This is a genomic window from Leptospira soteropolitanensis (genome assembly GCF_026151655.1).
Classification (GTDB): domain Bacteria; phylum Spirochaetota; class Leptospiria; order Leptospirales; family Leptospiraceae; genus Leptospira_A; species Leptospira_A soteropolitanensis.
In genome coordinates this window covers 74,771-90,631 of the sequence record NZ_JAMQPN010000006.1, presented here as the reverse complement: position 1 = coordinate 90,631, position 15,861 = coordinate 74,771, and the positions used below count along the sequence as shown (strand labels likewise).

Here is a 15,861-nt window from a genome sequence, read left to right as displayed (position 1 = left end):
ATGACATACCCTACCATTCTTGCTGAAGTTGCGGGATCTCCAAACCCTGCTGAGGAATTAACTCCTCGTCAAATTGTAGAAAAGTTAGATGAACATATCATTGGGCAAACAAAAGCAAAGCGAGCTGTTGCTGTGGCCCTTAGAAATCGTTCCAGACGTCGTAAACTCGACGAGTCACTTAGAGAAGAAATTTATCCAAAAAATATCATTATGATAGGACCAACAGGCGTAGGAAAAACCGAAATTGCTCGTCGCCTGTCTAAGTTATGTGGTGCTCCTTTTTTAAAAGTAGAGGCCACAAAGTATACTGAAGTGGGTTATGTTGGTCGTGATGTTGAATCGATGATCCGTGATTTGGCTATGGGTGCATTAAATTTGGTAAAAGCCGAATTTCGTGAACGCGTAAAAGATAAAGCAATCGAAAAGGCAGAAGAAATAATTCTCGATGCCATTTTACCTCCCATCTTCCATAAAAAAGAAGAAGATCTAAATCCAGAAGAAAAAGAAAGACAAACTAGTTATAAAGAATCCAGAGAAAAGTTTAGGGAAAAACTTCGTAAAGGAATCTTAAACGAACAAGAAATTGAAATAGATATTCCTAAACCCACTCAAACAACTGGAATTCCCATGTTGCAAGTGTTTGGTGCCGGTAATATGGAAGACATGGACAATCAGCTGCAAAGTTTACTCGGCGATTTGATGCCGAAAAAAACTGGCAAACGAAAGGTAAAGGTTATTGATGCTGGGAAACTACTTACCGAATCGGAAGCAGAAAAACTAATCGATGCCGATAAAATCCAATCAGAAGCTGTGCGTCGAGTCGAAGAGATGGGCATTATTTTTTTAGATGAAATTGATAAAATTGCAGGCCGCGAAGGAAGGCAAGGGGCCGATGTATCCCGTGAAGGAGTACAAAGAGACTTACTGCCAATCGTTGAAGGATCCACTGTGAATACAAAGATTGGTCCCATCAAAACAGATCATATTCTTTTTATTGCGGCAGGTGCCTTTCATATGACAAAACCTTCCGACCTTATTCCTGAACTTCAGGGTAGATTTCCGATTCGAGTGGAACTGGAAACTCTCACCGAGTCCGATTTTATCAAAATCCTTACCACTCCCAAATCTTCTCTCACCAAACAATATGAAGCTCTTCTTGCCACGGAAGGCGTGAACATTGAATATACAACTGATGGTATTGCGGAAATTGCAAAACTAGCGTTTCAAATGAATGAAAAAAATGAGAACATTGGTGCTAGAAGGCTCAATACTATCATGGAAAAACTTTTGGAAGATACGAGTTTTGATGCACCTGATTTACCAGAAGGACAAAAACAAGTAGTTATTAACGAAAGTTATGTGTCTTCTAAACTAAAAGGAATCATCGAAGATAAGGACTTAAGTCGGTTTATTCTATAAGTCAAATGAGGGGCAAGTTCACAATTTGCCTCTTTAAATTGTCTTTAACTTTTACTTGTTAAAAAACCAGATCCACTCTTTCAAAGCCACGAAGGGAATTCCCCACCAGGATTTCATCCGCTTCTAACAAATCTGATTGGAAAAGTAGGGTTTCTTTTACCCATCCCTTTCGGATGAGTGCTTCTCGAAACACACCGGGAAGACCTCCTGTTTCGAGTGAGGGGGTATACCAAAACTTCCCTTTTCTAAGAAATAAATTTCTAATGTTCGTTTCTAGAATTCGGTTTTCCTGATCAAACAAAATACAATCGTCAATAGATTTGGTTTTACATTCTTCTAGTATCTCATTATAAAAGGATCTGTTTGTTGTTTTGTGGTATAAAAATAAATCCTTTGAATCGACGGGGCGACTAGCAAGTCCCAATCGAATGGTGGGGCGTTTCTTTGGTTTCGAAAAATTAAATTTCTCTCCACGAAATTCTCCCCTTTCTCCGAGTAACAAACGAAGACGTAAGGTCGTGTCATGGGAACCATCGGTGAGAGTTTTTAAAGTGGCTTCTGCTTTTTGTTTAGAAAAGGGAAAACCAAGACGATTTGCCGTTTGTTCCATCCTTTCTAAGTGAAGTTCTTTTAAAAAATAATGCCCCTTTCTGAATCGTATTGTTTCCAATATCTCAAAACTGGAAGGAATTGGGTTTGTGATGAATTTTAATTTTGATAGGCATTCCAAATATTCTGCCTCGGCATCGGAAAGAACGGTAATTCCACTTCCCACTCCATAGTTTCCTTTCCATAAATTCTCATCTTTTTTTAGATATAAGGTCCTTATGGAAACATTGGATCGAATCCAAGGGACACCATCTAACATTTCTGAGACGAATAATGATCCTGTATACAATCCTCTATTTGTATTTTCCAATTCTCGTAAAATTTCAAAGGATCTTTTTTTCGGAGCTCCAATCACAGAACCAGAAGGAAAAAGCGCCATTAGGATGGGATACCAGGCAAAAGCATTTCTTAATTTGGCTTCTACCTTGGAAACCATCTGCCAAACTGTTTCTAGACCTTTCACTAAAAAAAGATCTGTCACTTGAACTGTTCCTTGTTTGGCGATCCTACCTAAATCGTTTCGATACAAATCAGTGATCATTACATTTTCTGCTCTTTCTTTGTCAGAGGATTGGAGTTTTATTTTGTAATCTTTATCTTGTTTGGATGTGAAACCGCGAAGGATTGTTCCTTTCATGGGTTCTGTTTGGATTTTTTCTCCTTGGACTTCAAAAAATAATTCTGGTGATAGAGATAGAGTTCTTGTTTCTGAAAAAGGATAATAGACAGAGTATTTTGTTTTTTGTTTTGTTTTTAGGGATTGGTAGTATAAAAACATATCCCCTTCGATTGAAAGCGAAACGGGAAAACATAAGTTTAATTCGTAACTTTCGCCAAGTAAAAGAGCCTGCTTTGTTTTTTCAAAACGTTCCAGATAAGTTTCTTTATTCCATAAGACAGAACTATTTTTTAATTCCATTTTCCCAAAGTGGAGAGATGACGGATTGGGATACTTAATCCTTTTTTTCCTTTTATAAATGGAATACTGGAGGAGAGGTGTCCCTTCTGGAAGAGGAGAATGGTTTAGATCCAAACCTTCGATAAAAAAGTATCCAAGTTCGAAAAAAAAGGCACCACATGGATAAAAACCTTTTTCTCTAAGATCGTCTAACTTGGATAAGTTGTTTTCTATTGTTTCTGCGACTGGTTCTGTCTTTGCGTAGAGGATTTCTACTTCCTCTTGTAAATCAAAATACCAATCGCAAAGGGTATAACCTGGTTCTGAGTTGGAATCTTCCCAGAGAAATCCGCCAATATCACGGTATTCATTCTCAAAAGATTCCCAAGTAACTTCTGAAACTTGTATCAAAACTCCATCTTTTGGAGAGCCTCTAACGGATAGTTGAGGTAAACCGTCGTTGTTTTTTTACTAGTTTGGATATCGAAACATTCTAATGGATCAAGTCCTAAGTTATAAAAACCTTCATCAATCATCGCAATCCCAAACCCAGCACTTTCTTTTTCATCCAAAAAGTCAGGCCTGAAAAATTCTGCAGAGTTTCCCTGTTTGGCAAGCTCCGCATGTCTTTCTCTACTTTTGCGAATTCGATTTAAATCCATCCCCATAATGGGGGAATCATTTCTGATTCGAATGTAGACAGAGGTTGGTCTGATTTCAATTTTCATTGAAATTTTTAGATCATACTTTTTTACTTTTTCTCTAACTATGTTTAAGAATTCTTTTTCGTCGATGGAGAGGTTGTGTTTTTTTGATCTTTTTTTGTCTGATAAAGTTAGAATTTTTTGAACCACTTTTTTGATTTTATCAGGAACAATGTAACGTTGCATTGCATCTCGAAGTGGTTCTGTTTCTAAAATAATGTCGAGTAATTCTTCTGCTTCTTCTTCTGGAGTTTGCCCCTGTGCTGTGAGTTTATTCAAAAGTTCATCTTGAAAAATCACAAAACGTGTGTTTGCTTTTACAGCATTTAAGAGGGCCTCCATTAGACCGCTAAACAAATGAAATGAAGTGAGTGGATTTGCGCCAACTCGGTTTAATATTCCTTGAACTACTTCATTGACGATATCCCTTGTAGACTTGGTGAGCCCTTTTAGTTCAAAATGGAAATAGTCCTTTTGAATCAACTCGTCCAAGTTTTCGATGATTTCGGTGCCTTTATATTTGATTTTCTCGTTTCCCATTGAGGTTCGCTAAACTTTTATGTTAAAAAAACGGGAAAACAGGGTTTTGTAAACCAGTTTTCATTTCCGTGACAAAGGATTGTGTCCATGAAAGAATTCCTTTTAAAAACTCCAGATTTGGGCGATACAGAAAAGATCGAATTGGTTCGTTGGCTCCGAAATGTTGGTGATTCTGTTTCCCAAGGAGACGAAATGGTCGAACTTGTCACCGACAAAGCCGCTTTCCCCGTGGAATCACCCTATTCAGGAATCCTAAAAAAAATCATCATAAAAGAAGGATCGGTAGTGAAAAAAGGAGATATCCTCGGAATCATGGATATTAACGAATGAAAATCCTGCATATTTCTGACTTACATTTCCCGAAGAAACTTCCTTTGTTTTCTCTTCGTGGAAAAGCCATTGTCGGATACCTCAGCTATCGGTTGAGACGAAAATCAAAACATCCACTTGTATTGATTTCTGCTATGGTGGATGCTATTAGTAAATTAGAATATGATGCACTCATCATCTCTGGTGATTTGACAAATGTTTCTCATCCAGGTGAGTTTGAAAATGCAAAAGAAATTTTACGTCCTTTGCTTACGGAAAAAACATTTATCATTCCAGGAAACCACGATCGTTACCACAAACGAGCACTTGGACCAAACCCCTTATTTGAAAAAACATTTAGTGAGTGGCTTGGGAACCCTCTTGATCCAAAATCATACATTCGATCCAAAAAAATTGGCGGGAAACTTTTTGTTGGTTGGGATTCGAATTATGCCATCCCTCGGATCACGGCCAATGGTTACGTGTCTCCAGAAGTGATTGATAAAACTCTTCGCCTTGTTACAGAACCTTATATCTTAGTATGCCATCATCCACTTTGGAATCCTTCGAGCGAAATTGAATCCAAAACGCACCGTATGACTAACAGAGCTGAGGTGGTCGAGAAGTTAAAAACCAATCCACCTGAGTTGTATTTACATGGTCACACACATACCAATTGGGTCAAACTTCCGGGACCTGAGACTAGATTTCCAATTGTGAATTCTGCTTCCAGTACGAGACTCTCTGACGGAAACCATGAATGTGGGTTTCACCTGATTGAGATACAAAAATCTACACATTACCGTCGTTTTATTTATTCCGAAGACAAATTCATTGAGACTAGTCCGATTTTTTACGAAGAGTCGGAAGGGGTTATCTAAAAGGACAAACTATGGCAAATTCAAAAATCGACTTAACAACGATCCAACGACAACTCATGCAGGTGAAACATCCTGAGTTAAAAAAAGACATCGTAAGTTTGGGGATGGTTGCATCTGTAACTCCTACAGATGATGGAATCGAAATTTTAATCAAAACTCCCAATGCAGATAGACGATTACAAATCGGACTCGAAGCACAAACAAGACAGCTCATTTCTAAAATCGAAGGTGCAGGTAAGGTCAAAATCAAATTTGAAGTAGACCAAAACCTAAAGATGGAAGATGGAAATCGTATCATCGGTGTTAAAAAGGTGATCGCTGTTGGATCAGGAAAAGGTGGAGTAGGAAAATCAACTGTCACTGCCAACCTTGCTTCTACCCTTGCACGTAACGGAAAGAAGGTGGGAATTCTTGATGCGGATATTTACGGACCATCTCTTGGAAAAATGTTTGGAATCAACGGCCGCGTTGCATTAAAATCCGAAGAAGATAAAATTTATCCCATCGAAAAACATGGAATCAAACTCATATCTTTTTCTTTTCTTGTAACAGAAGACCAACCCGTCGTTTGGCGTGGACCCATGCTCGGAAAAGCCATTGAACAGTTCTTATATGATGTTGTCTGGGGGGAATTAGATTATCTTTTTATTGATTTACCTCCAGGAACAGGAGATGTCCAACTTTCACTGGCCCAACTCATTGATTTGGATGGTGCGGTGATTGTGACAACTCCGCAAGAAGTGGCAGTTCTTGATGCAGGACGAGCAGCAGCCATGTTTAAACAAGTAAAGGTACCAATTCTTGGAATTGTAGAAAATATGTCTGGATTTGCTTGTCCTAAATGCGGCCATGTAACAGATGTTTTCTCAAAGGGCGGAGGGGAAAAACTCTCTAAGCAGGTGGGCGTGCCGGAACTCGGATCGGTTCCCTTGACTTTGGATGTTATGAGTTCCGGTGAATCTGGCAAACCGGCCTTACTTGACGCAAAAGAATCTCCCTTAAAAGAGGCGTATTTTCGCATTGCAAAAAATTTGGAAGACCAAATTGCTCAGTGGGAAGATTAAAAATCACTTGTTTCTTCTTCCATATTTCTTAGTCTAAAGGATATACTATGAATTTTGAACGCGGTTCCAAACCAAATCCTACAGGTAATTTAATCGCATACTGCCATGTATTCGGAGAAAACCCGATTGCGCCCGGTGGTAAAATCATAGCATCCAACGTGGTGGTTAGTTTCTTAAAAATTGGGGACAACTACCCAGTGGTTACCTTTCCACCCGTGGCACTTCCTTCCAAAGAAGAGCTCATGAAGATTCTCTCTGACAATATTCATCTTTACGATGTAGTACAACTCCCTGATTTTCAAATGCCTGAGAATAAAGAATCAGCAAACCAGTACATACAAGAGAGAATGGAGCAATTCAATTCAATGGTAATGCGGTACGTTGAGTTTTGTAAGGCCAAAGAGAAAAAAACACAAACAACAAGCCTAACCGAACATCTAGAACAGGTGAGTGAACCATTGGAAACATTGGCAAGCCTTTCTCTAGAATTTAGGAATACTTCTGGAATTGCTAGGGAAGCTACTAGGCTTAAGATGGAACGTATTGTAGATTACTTCCATAACAACCATCCTACCCTTGATATTGATAATTTTAAAAAAGCTCTTTCTGTTCCAGGAAAAGTGGGTGATGAACTCATTGGACTATACATTCAAAAGTTTAATGCAATTCAAATTGAAAATTATGAAACAGCTTCCGATTTGCGTAGACGCATTTTGGAAATTGAATCATCTGCTCATTGATTCTTAGGAAAAAAATTTCTTGACCAATTCTATCTAACCTCTATCCTCAAATGCCCTTAACCTTTCCCGTTTCTGTTGAAAAGAATTTATCGCTACAGAGACGGATGGAAGTACTAGGAATTACTGAAGCAGATCTTTATGAACAATTTGTAAAAGCTAGCGGCAAAGGCGGCCAAAACGTAAATAAGGTTTCTACTGCAGTGCATTTGGTTCATAAACCTTCGGGAAAACAAATCAAATGTTCTATTTATCGTACTCAAGGTCTCAATCGTTATAAAGCGAGAGATTTATTATGTTTGGAATTGGAAAAAGAAATGGATCCTTCTAAAACCAACTCCAACTTAAAGAAACTGCGAAAGAAAAAACAAGATAAGTATCGTAAATCTTTGAAGAAGAAGTTGGAGATAGATAAAAAGGAATGGAACGGACCTATGTAACAACTATTTTCATTGTTCTTTTTTTTCCTTTCTGTTTTGTATCTTGTTTTGATTCACTTCTTCCTTATCAATCTGTTAAATGGGCCCTCGGATGGGAATACCGCTTCCTCACGGAAGAAGAGTTAGTTCATTTTAGTCCAGGGATAGAAGACCTTTCTTTAGAATACGAGCCGTATTCTATACCTTATGTGAGTTTAGAAAAAACTGGTCCCAAATATTTATCAGCTCGAATCCGTTTTCGTGAATCTATGGGATATAAGGAGCCATCCTTATTGTTACATGGGCTTATTAATTTTTTTGATGTTTACTGTGGAGAACAGAAGTTACAATCGCAGTTTTTTTACTCCGTGAATGATACTGGTCATTCAAATCAAAAATTAAAAATTAATTATAATCGAAGTTTTGTGCCAATCATTTTCCTCCCTAAAGAATGTTTAGGTAACTATGTGTATATCGTATTTTTTTCAGAAGGAATTCTGCCTATTGGTTTTTCTGAACCACCTCTTCTCGGGGATCCAACCGAACACCACAAAGCCATCGCCAATAGAAGTCAGTCTTTTGCCTCTCTAGGATTTTTCTTTTTGGTCCTCGGTTTATTTTCTTTTTATCTTTTTGAAAGACGAAAGAAAAAACAGCTACTTGCTTTTACTTGGTTTTCTTCTATATCGGGAATACACTTTTTATCACAGTCTGGATTTTTCGGATTATTTTATTATGATTCGATCTTTCCTAGTTTTATCATTTTTATCCTTACTTTGTTTTTAATTCCGATTAGTTGTTTGTATTTTTTTGAACAATTGGTTGGCGGAGGAAGATGGAATTTCATAAGGATGTTGTGGCAGTTTCATGTTCTGTTTTCTGTTGTGATTCTTGGTTTGGCATTTATAGAAACTATTTCCATGTCTTTGGCAATTTTAACTTTTGTTTGGTTGTGTTTGCCAACCCTTGTCATACAGATCATTGTGGCCTGGGGGCAAGTAGTTGCAAGAAAACCGAAAGCCATTTTACTTGTGATTGGTACATCCGCATTATTTGTCCTAAATGCACACGATATTTTGTCATCCCTTGGGTTTTTGCATTCTGTTCCAAGAGAATCGCACTGGGGTTTTTTTATTTTTGTAGTATGCCTCACACTTTATGGAGAAAATTTATTTCGTAATTCCGAAGTAAAATACGGGACTTTACAAAAAGAAATAGTTACCGCCGCAAGAATTCAAAGTGCCATTCTACCTCCTTCCGTTCCCAACTGGGAACAAATGGAAATTTCTGTTCATTACCAACCTTCTCATGAAGTAGGAGGTGACTTTTACGACTTTCAAGCATTAGGAAGTAAGAGATTTGGAGTTTTAATTGCTGATGTGGTGGGGCATGGACTTGGTGCTTCCATTATTGCTTCATTATCCAAATTTGCTTTTTTTCAAGCATACAGGCATTGGGCAAATCCTTCTTTTTTACTTTCTGCAATGAACGAGTATTTGGTGAAAAAATCTTTCGGACGATTCACAACGGCGACCTACTTTTTTATCGATTTCGAATCTCATAAATTTATAGTTTCAAGTGCCGGTCACCCGTCTTTTTTTCATTGGAAAGCAGAGGCAAAAGAACTTGTGGAGATCAAACCCAAAGGAAAGCCTCTTGGTATATTACCTGGTCTTACATACGTTGAAGAAGAATATACATTTCAAAAGGGAGACCAATTTTTATTTTATACGGATGGGTTAACCGAGGAAGAAAATGCAGACCGGTTGGAGTATGGTGAAAAACGACTTGCTAAATCCTTTTTAGAAACGATCGCCAAACAATCCCTCGATTCTATGGCAAATATTCTAGCAGACTTTCATTATTTTACGGGACTTTCTCAAGCTCCTCATGATGACATCACAATTATTTATTTACACGTGAAGGAATAAAAAAGGCCTTGGGTTTATACTCCAAGGCCTTTGGGGGCATTCGATCGTTTGGACAAACCAATCTATCGAAGAAAAATGTGCGGATGATTTACATCATGCCGCCCATTCCTCCCATACCACCCATTCCTCCCATGCCGCCCATTCCAGCACCGGCAGCGTCTTTTGGCTCCGGTTTGTCTGTAATGGTCACTTCAGTGGTGAGGATCATGGCTCCAATGGAAGCAGCATTTTGAAGGGCAGAACGTACCACTTTCGCAGGGTCAACTACACCAGCTTTGATTAGGTCTTCCCAAACCATAGTGAGTGCATTGAATCCTTCGTTTCCTTTGCGAGCACGTGCTTGTTCTACGATCACAGATCCTTCAAGACCTGCATTGGAAGTGATCATGCGAATTGGCTCTTCTAATGCGCGTAAGATGATGTTGGCACCAGTTTGTTCGTCACCACTGAGTTTAAGAGCTTTTACAGCATCTTGTGCACGAAGTAGTGTGAGTCCACCACCAGGAACAATTCCTTCTTCCACAGCAGCGCGAGTTGCAGAAAGAGCATCTTCCACACGAGCTTTTTTCTCTTTCATTTCTACTTCAGTAGCAGCACCCACGTGAATCACTGCCACACCACCTGCAAGTTTTGCAAGGCGTTCTTGGAGTTTTTCACGATCGTAATCAGAAGTTGTGTCTTCGATTTGTTTTTTAATTTGGTTCACGCGGCCTTGGATGTCTTTAGAAGCACCAGCACCTTCAATGATGGTTGTGTTTTCTTTGTCCACTACCACTTTTTTTGCACGACCAAGCATCTTCACATCAGCGTTTTCCAATTTCATTCCGAGGTCTTCAGAAATCACTTGTCCACCAGTTAAGATAGCGATGTCTTCAAGCATTGCTTTTCTTCTATCACCAAAACCAGGAGCTTTTACAGCCACACACTGAATTGTTTTACGAAGAGTGTTTACAACGATTGTTGCAAGAGCTTCCCCTTCCACTTCTTCTGCGATGATAACAAGAGGTCTTCCTGCTTGTGCAATTTTTTCGAGCACAGGAAGAAGGTCTTTCATAGACGCAATTTTTTTGTCATAAATTAAGATGAACGGATCGTTAAAAGTTGCGATCATTGCTTCTGGATCAGTCACCATATAAGGTGATACGTATCCACGATCAAATTGCATCCCTTCTACGATATCAAGAGTGGTTTCAATTGATTTTGCTTCATCAACAGTGATCACACCTTCTTTACCTACTTTGTCAAAGGCTTGAGCAATTAGGTTACCGATTTCTGGATCATTGTTTGCAGAGATAGTTGCAACGTTTGCGTATTCTGCTTTGCTATTGATTTTGATAGCGTGTTTTTTGATTTCTTCTACAGCAGAAAGAACTGCTTTATCAATTCCGTGTTTGAGTGCCATTGGGTTTGCACCCGCAGTAACGTTTTTCAAACCTTCATTGATGATTGCTTGTGCGAGGATGGTTGCAGTTGTTGTTCCGTCCCCTGCGATGTCGTTAGTTTTTGTAGAAACTTCCTTCACCATCTGTGCGCCCATGTTTTCGATTGCGTCTTCTAGTTCGATTTCTTTTGCAACAGTCACACCGTCTTTAGTGATCGTAGGTGCACCAAATTTTTTATCGATAACAACGTTACGACCTTTTGGTCCAAGAGTTACTTTTACTGCGTTAGCAAGTTTGTTCACTCCGCTAAGAAGTTTTCTACGAGCTGTTTCATCAAATTCAATTGTTTTAGCCATGATTGATTATTTCCTTCTATTATTAATTTGTAACAACACCGAGGATGTCGCTTTCACGGATGATGAGTAAATCACGTCCGCCTTGTTTGATCTCTGTTCCAGAATATTTTCCGTAGAGAACTGTATCTCCTACCTTTACTTCTAAAGGAACGAGTTTTCCGTCTTCATAACGACCTTGTCCTACAGCGATGACTTTCCCTTCTTGTGGTTTTTCTTTCGCAGTGTCTGGTACGATGATGGATCCGATTTTTTCTTCCGACTCATTCTTTGGCTCTACGACCACTCGGTCGCCTAAAGGTTTGATTGATGCCATGAGTAACTCCTTGTATGCAATCTGTTGATGATTCCGAGTTTAGCACCAATTCAAAAAGAGTGCTAAACCCAAGAACCATAAAATGATTGGTCGAAAGAACCGTCAAGCACTTTCAGTCAAAGAGTGCTAATTTGGATTTAGAAGCCGAAAAGACCGGTTTTCTTGCGTTTGGAGCCTCGTTTGGGTGTGACCCCGAGCATTCCTAGAAGCCCTCTTGTGACCTCTTTGGCAACGGTGCGGCCCACTTCCCTTGCGAGTGGATTTTTGGAAAGGGTCTCTACAAAACTTGGATCTTCTTTTTCTTTGGCACGTTTGGATTTGGTTTTTTTCTCGCCTGACTCTTCTTCGGCGGCTTCGGTTTCATCCGCAATGGTTTCCATTTTTTTGGAAAGCATTTCGTGGGCACTTTCCCGATCGAGAGTGGTTTCGTATTTTTTTACTAAATGCGATTTTTTAATTTTTGCTTCTAATTCGTTTGGTTGCAAAGTTCCCATTCGCGAAGCCGGTGGAGCAAGCAAAGTATGGACTAGGGGAGTGGGGGTTCCTTTGGGACTAAGAGCTGTGATGAAAGCCTCACCAATTCCGAGTGTAGTGATCACTTCCTTCGTGTCATAAAATTCTGTTTCCGGGTAGTTTTCCGAAGCGGTTTTAATCGCCTTGCGGTCGTTTGCTGTAAACGCTCGGAGTGCATGTTGGATTTTTAAACCAAGTTGACCTAAAATTTCTTTAGGGAGGTCTGTGGGAGATTGGGTACAAAAAATAATCCCAACACCTTTCGAACGAATGAGTCGCACCATTGTTTCTAATTGTTTGAGTAAGTCACTTGATGCTTCATCAAACACTAAATGCGCTTCATCAATGAATAAAACTAGCTTTGGTTTATCTAAATCTCCTTCCTCAGGAAAGGTCGCATATATTTCTGTTAGGAGTGATAACATAAAGGTAGAAAAAAGGCGAGGTTTGGTTTGAATATCTGTTAGGCGAATGATAGATACATTTCCTTTTTTAGATTCAGAAAGCATAAGATCGTTCACATCAAAGGATGGTTCTCCAAAAAAATCTTCTCCCCCTTGGCCTTCGAGTTCGATTAGTTTTCGTAAAATGATGGAGATACTTTGAGAAGAAACAGTTCCATATTCTTTTTCCAATTCTTCTTTTCCTGCATCGTTGATGTATTGGAGAGCTTTTTTGAAATCTTTTGTATCGAGGATCGGAAGGCCTAAATCATCACAGTATTTGAAAACAAGGGAAACCACACTGCTTTGCGTATCATTCAATTCTAAAATGCGAGCGATGAGGACTGGTCCAAATTCGGCAATGGTCGCACGGAGGCGGACCCCAGGTTCTTTGGATAAGGACAAAAATTCTACTGGATAGGAGGAAGGTTTCCAATCAATTCCAAGGGCCTTCGTTCTTTCTTTGATTTTATCATTCTCTTCACCGGATTCTGCCAGGCCAGAGAGGTCTCCTTTGATGTCCATAAGGACTACAGGAACTCCCGCCTCTGATAATGCTTCGGTCAAAAGTTGTAGGGTTTTTGTTTTACCAGTTCCCGTCGCACCAGCGATGAGTCCATGTCTGTTGAGAGTTGACAGCGGGATAGAAACACTTGCTTCCTTAAATGTTTCTCCATCGAAGACTCCTGCACCTAAGTAAAGTGATCCTTTTGTTGGATACCCTTCTTTAATTTTTGAAACAAATACATCTGATTTTTTAGCCATTACTTCCCTCGAATCCTCTATTCCTTTCAGTTTTGAATCCCTCGTCAATGTTTTCTATGACAATATCTTGATGGGGTGACCTATCCAAAAAATCAGGACAGAAAGAATAAATTTCTCGTACACGTACTAATATGATTTGAGTTTTTCGAAATTCTTTTTAAGATTTGGATGTGGTACGTTTTTCCTTTTTTTCCCTCCAAAAACTTTTGATTTTCCATTTATTTCTTTTTATTTTCATCCATTGTAACCGCACCATTCCCACTTTGGCTCCGGCAAAGACCATCGTTGCGGGTGTTTTGGATCTATCTTTGGAAGAACCCAAAACCTTGGATCCATTCCCATTAGCAGGTGAATGGGATGCCTTCCCAGGGGAACTGCCAGAAACAGAAGAAGAGTTCCTCGCTCTCGAAAAGAAAGAACCGCTAAGGCTTGTGGTTCCAGCCTATTGGGTGAATCAAAATTTACCGGCACACGGGTTTGTCACTTATCGTTTAAAACTGAAAGTAAACGAACCAATCAACTTAATGTTTTATCTTAGAGAAACTTCCTCGGCCTACAAGGCCTATTATCATAATGCGGAAAGGGGACTCGTTTTACTTGGCTCAGCGGGGAAGGTTTCTAAAACCAAAGAAGGATCCATAGGTTATTATTTAGAAACGGCAAGATCGTTTCGTGCCACACCTTCCACTGTCATATATCTACAAATCTCTAACTATCTCTATTCTCGCGGTGGTCCATATTATTCTCCCATACTCGGTGAAGTGGGCAAAACATTATTATACTTAAGATTCAAAGAAAGAAAAAAGGCATTTTTCTTTGCCGCATTTTTTGTTTTAGCCATTTCTCATTTGTTTCTTTTTATCCATCGAAGAAAAGACAAGTCCCCACTTTGGTTTTCCTTACTCTGTATTTCATGGCTCATTCGCATTTTACTTTTTGATCGAGTGTCAAGGGATTGGTTTGTTGCCTCTGATTGGCTAGAGATGTTACAGATTCGATTGGAATACGTTGCTTTTTGTGGTATTCAGGTCTTTAGTCTTTTATTTTTTTTCCAAAACCAAAAGAACTTTTTTCCGGAAAAATATCGAAGATACCTTTTGGTGCCCATTTTTATTGAGTTTATCATCATTGCTACTACACCTTATGCTATTTACACAAAGCTTCTGATCTTTAGCCAAACTTATATGGCTTTCATTCTTGTCATAGCAATGATTGCCGCTATCCGCTCCTGTTTGCAAAGAGAAACAAGATACATTGGAAGTATTATTCTTTTTGGGACAGTCGTGATTCTTTCTGCTACCATTTACGATTCCATCGTATTTTTTACAAGATGGGACTTACCCATGCTCACAGAACTCGGTTTTGCCATTTTTTGTATGTGCCTTGCTATTGTGATTTCCAAACAAAACGCTCATACTTGGGAAACTGCCGAATATTTAACACTGAATTTGCGAAAAGAAGTGGAATGGAAAACCATAGAACTAAGGAAAGAAAAAGAAAAAGCGGAGAAGACAGGAGAACTTAAAGATAAGTTTATCTCCATCGTTTCTCATGACATTCGTTCTCCACTATTCGGAATTTCTTCTGTTTTTAATTTACTTACAGAATCTCCTCCTTCTCTTTCGCCAGAAAGGGCCAAACAAGTATTAGGAGAGGCTTCCACTGGACTAAAAAACATTCTTAGTATGGTTGAGGAGTTAATTAAATACTCAAGGTTCCAGAACGCATCTGTTTTTCCCGATTACCAACTCTTCGATTTTCGCCAAATAACGGACCAATTGATTGAGAGGGTCCAAGAGATGGCAAAACCTAAAAATATCTCCATCATCACTCATATGGAAGAGTCTTCTATTGGAATTGGGGATCCAAACTTAATTGAACATTTGATCTGGAATTTGCTCACCAATGCGGTGAAATTTACAAAAGAATCAGGCACTGTAGAGATATCCTTAACAGAATCCAATCGGTATTGGAGTTTCAAAGTGATCGATACAGGGATTGGTATGCCTCCGTATTGGGCCGACCATATTCTGGATGAGGGATTTCTTTTTGTAAGGAAGGGAACAGCTGATGAGATGGGTGCAGGCGTTGGTCTTGCTTTTTGTAAAGAAGTGGCAGAACGGCATGGCGCTGAACTCATCGTTAAGTCTGAAGAAGAGAAAGGATCTTCGTTTGAGTTATTACTACCTAACTTTGAAAAGATAGTCCTTGTTCTAGATGACAACCCTGGGTATAGAAAACAAATACGAAAGGTTTTAAAGGACCTGCCTTGTATCCTTTGGGAAGAGGAATATCCAGACCATGCTCTTCTTTCTGTTGGGCGATTGAAACCTGATCTAATCATTGTAGATTATTCCATGCCGGAAAAAACTGGACTCGATTTTTTACGTGATTTGTATTCGAACTCAGAAATGGAAGAAATTCGTTCTCTACTAGTTTCCAGTTCGCATACTGATCCTAATACTGGTTATAAGTTAGAAACAACTGTCATTGAAATCGGCGGAGATGCTTTTTTAACAAAAACATCTCCTGATGAGAAGTTGGTAGAACTTGTAAAAAAATTATTAGATCTATAAAC

General features: G+C 39.1%; 13 protein-coding genes. 8 read left to right on the top strand and 5 right to left on the bottom strand.

Annotated elements, in window-relative coordinates:
* Positions 1-1,419 (top strand): ATP-dependent protease ATPase subunit HslU, encoded by a 1,419-nt coding sequence (gene hslU / locus ND811_RS13405; RefSeq protein WP_265352596.1) that lies wholly within the window; start codon positions 1-3, stop codon positions 1,417-1,419.
* 58 nt (positions 1,420-1,477) lie between these two features.
* Here the strand turns inward: hslU and ND811_RS13400 are convergent, their stop codons facing one another.
* On the bottom strand, positions 1,478-3,337 hold the full coding sequence (locus ND811_RS13400) for a chorismate-binding protein (protein ID WP_265352597.1): 1,860 nt from the start codon (positions 3,335-3,337) through the stop codon (positions 1,478-1,480).
* Positions 3,334-4,170, bottom strand: coding sequence for a hypothetical protein (locus tag ND811_RS13395; protein WP_265352598.1), 837 nt, complete (start codon positions 4,168-4,170; stop codon positions 3,334-3,336). Before ND811_RS13395 ends, ND811_RS13400 begins: the two co-directional genes overlap by 4 nt.
* Positions 4,171-4,257: 87 nt before the next feature.
* Between ND811_RS13395 and ND811_RS13390 the strand changes: the two genes are divergently transcribed.
* From ND811_RS13390 to ND811_RS13365, 6 genes are all read left to right on the top strand, one after another.
* Positions 4,258-4,500, top strand: a complete 243-nt coding sequence (locus tag ND811_RS13390) for a lipoyl domain-containing protein (RefSeq protein WP_265352599.1) — start codon at positions 4,258-4,260, stop codon at positions 4,498-4,500.
* A complete protein-coding gene (locus ND811_RS13385; RefSeq protein WP_265352600.1) occupies positions 4,497-5,360 on the top strand; it encodes a metallophosphoesterase family protein in 864 nt (287 codons plus the stop codon). The genes ND811_RS13390 and ND811_RS13385 overlap by 4 nt, the downstream gene beginning before the upstream one ends.
* A gap of 11 nt (positions 5,361-5,371) precedes the next feature.
* The gene (locus tag ND811_RS13380) at positions 5,372-6,424 is read left to right on the top strand and encodes an Mrp/NBP35 family ATP-binding protein (protein WP_265352601.1); all 1,053 of its coding nucleotides are present in this window, start codon (positions 5,372-5,374) and stop codon (positions 6,422-6,424) included.
* Between the two features lie 47 nt (positions 6,425-6,471).
* A complete protein-coding gene (locus ND811_RS13375; RefSeq protein WP_265352602.1) occupies positions 6,472-7,164 on the top strand; it encodes a hypothetical protein in 693 nt (230 codons plus the stop codon).
* Positions 7,165-7,268: 104 nt separating this feature from the next.
* Positions 7,269-7,601: a peptide chain release factor family protein gene (locus ND811_RS13370; RefSeq protein ID WP_409035817.1), complete on the top strand. Its 333-nt coding sequence runs from the start codon at positions 7,269-7,271 to the stop codon at positions 7,599-7,601.
* Positions 7,583-9,511 carry a PP2C family protein-serine/threonine phosphatase gene (locus ND811_RS13365; RefSeq protein WP_265352604.1) on the top strand — a complete coding sequence of 643 codons (1,929 nt, stop codon included), beginning with the start codon at positions 7,583-7,585 and terminating at the stop codon, positions 9,509-9,511. Before ND811_RS13370 ends, ND811_RS13365 begins: the two co-directional genes overlap by 19 nt.
* 88 nt (positions 9,512-9,599) lie before the next feature.
* Here the strand turns inward: ND811_RS13365 and groL are convergent, their stop codons facing one another.
* The 3 genes from groL to ND811_RS13350 all read right to left on the bottom strand — a co-directional run bounded on the left by groL (position 9,600) and on the right by ND811_RS13350 (position 13,283).
* On the bottom strand, positions 9,600-11,249 hold the full coding sequence (gene groL, locus ND811_RS13360) for a chaperonin GroEL (RefSeq protein ID WP_135635952.1): 1,650 nt from the start codon (positions 11,247-11,249) through the stop codon (positions 9,600-9,602).
* Positions 11,250-11,271: 22 nt separating this feature from the next.
* A complete protein-coding gene (groES, locus tag ND811_RS13355) occupies positions 11,272-11,562 on the bottom strand; it encodes a co-chaperone GroES (RefSeq protein ID WP_004784852.1) in 291 nt (96 codons plus the stop codon).
* Positions 11,563-11,699: 137 nt separating this feature from the next.
* The gene (locus tag ND811_RS13350; RefSeq protein ID WP_265352605.1) at positions 11,700-13,283 is read right to left on the bottom strand and encodes a helicase HerA-like domain-containing protein; all 1,584 of its coding nucleotides are present in this window, start codon (positions 13,281-13,283) and stop codon (positions 11,700-11,702) included.
* 170 nt (positions 13,284-13,453) lie between these two features.
* On the opposite strand from ND811_RS13350, the gene ND811_RS13345 reads away from it, so the two are divergent.
* A complete protein-coding gene (locus ND811_RS13345; RefSeq protein ID WP_265352606.1) occupies positions 13,454-15,859 on the top strand; it encodes a hybrid sensor histidine kinase/response regulator in 2,406 nt (801 codons plus the stop codon).
* Positions 15,860-15,861 lie beyond the last annotated feature (2 nt).

Coding starts and splice junctions, on each gene's coding strand:
- hslU (WP_265352596.1), top strand. CDS start 1: ATGACATACCCTACCATTCTTGCTGAAGTTGCGGGATCTCCAAACCCT.
- ND811_RS13395 (WP_265352598.1), bottom strand. CDS start 4,170: ATGGGAAACGAGAAAATCAAATATAAAGGCACCGAAATCATCGAAAAC.
- ND811_RS13390 (WP_265352599.1), top strand. CDS start 4,258: ATGAAAGAATTCCTTTTAAAAACTCCAGATTTGGGCGATACAGAAAAG.
- ND811_RS13385 (WP_265352600.1), top strand. CDS start 4,497: ATGAAAATCCTGCATATTTCTGACTTACATTTCCCGAAGAAACTTCCT.
- ND811_RS13380 (WP_265352601.1), top strand. CDS start 5,372: ATGGCAAATTCAAAAATCGACTTAACAACGATCCAACGACAACTCATG.
- ND811_RS13375 (WP_265352602.1), top strand. CDS start 6,472: ATGAATTTTGAACGCGGTTCCAAACCAAATCCTACAGGTAATTTAATC.
- ND811_RS13370 (WP_409035817.1), top strand. CDS start 7,269: ATGGAAGTACTAGGAATTACTGAAGCAGATCTTTATGAACAATTTGTA.
- ND811_RS13365 (WP_265352604.1), top strand. CDS start 7,583: ATGGAACGGACCTATGTAACAACTATTTTCATTGTTCTTTTTTTTCCT.
- groL (WP_135635952.1), bottom strand. CDS start 11,249: ATGGCTAAAACAATTGAATTTGATGAAACAGCTCGTAGAAAACTTCTT.
- groES (WP_004784852.1), bottom strand. CDS start 11,562: ATGGCATCAATCAAACCTTTAGGCGACCGAGTGGTCGTAGAGCCAAAG.
- ND811_RS13350 (WP_265352605.1), bottom strand. CDS start 13,283: ATGGCTAAAAAATCAGATGTATTTGTTTCAAAAATTAAAGAAGGGTAT.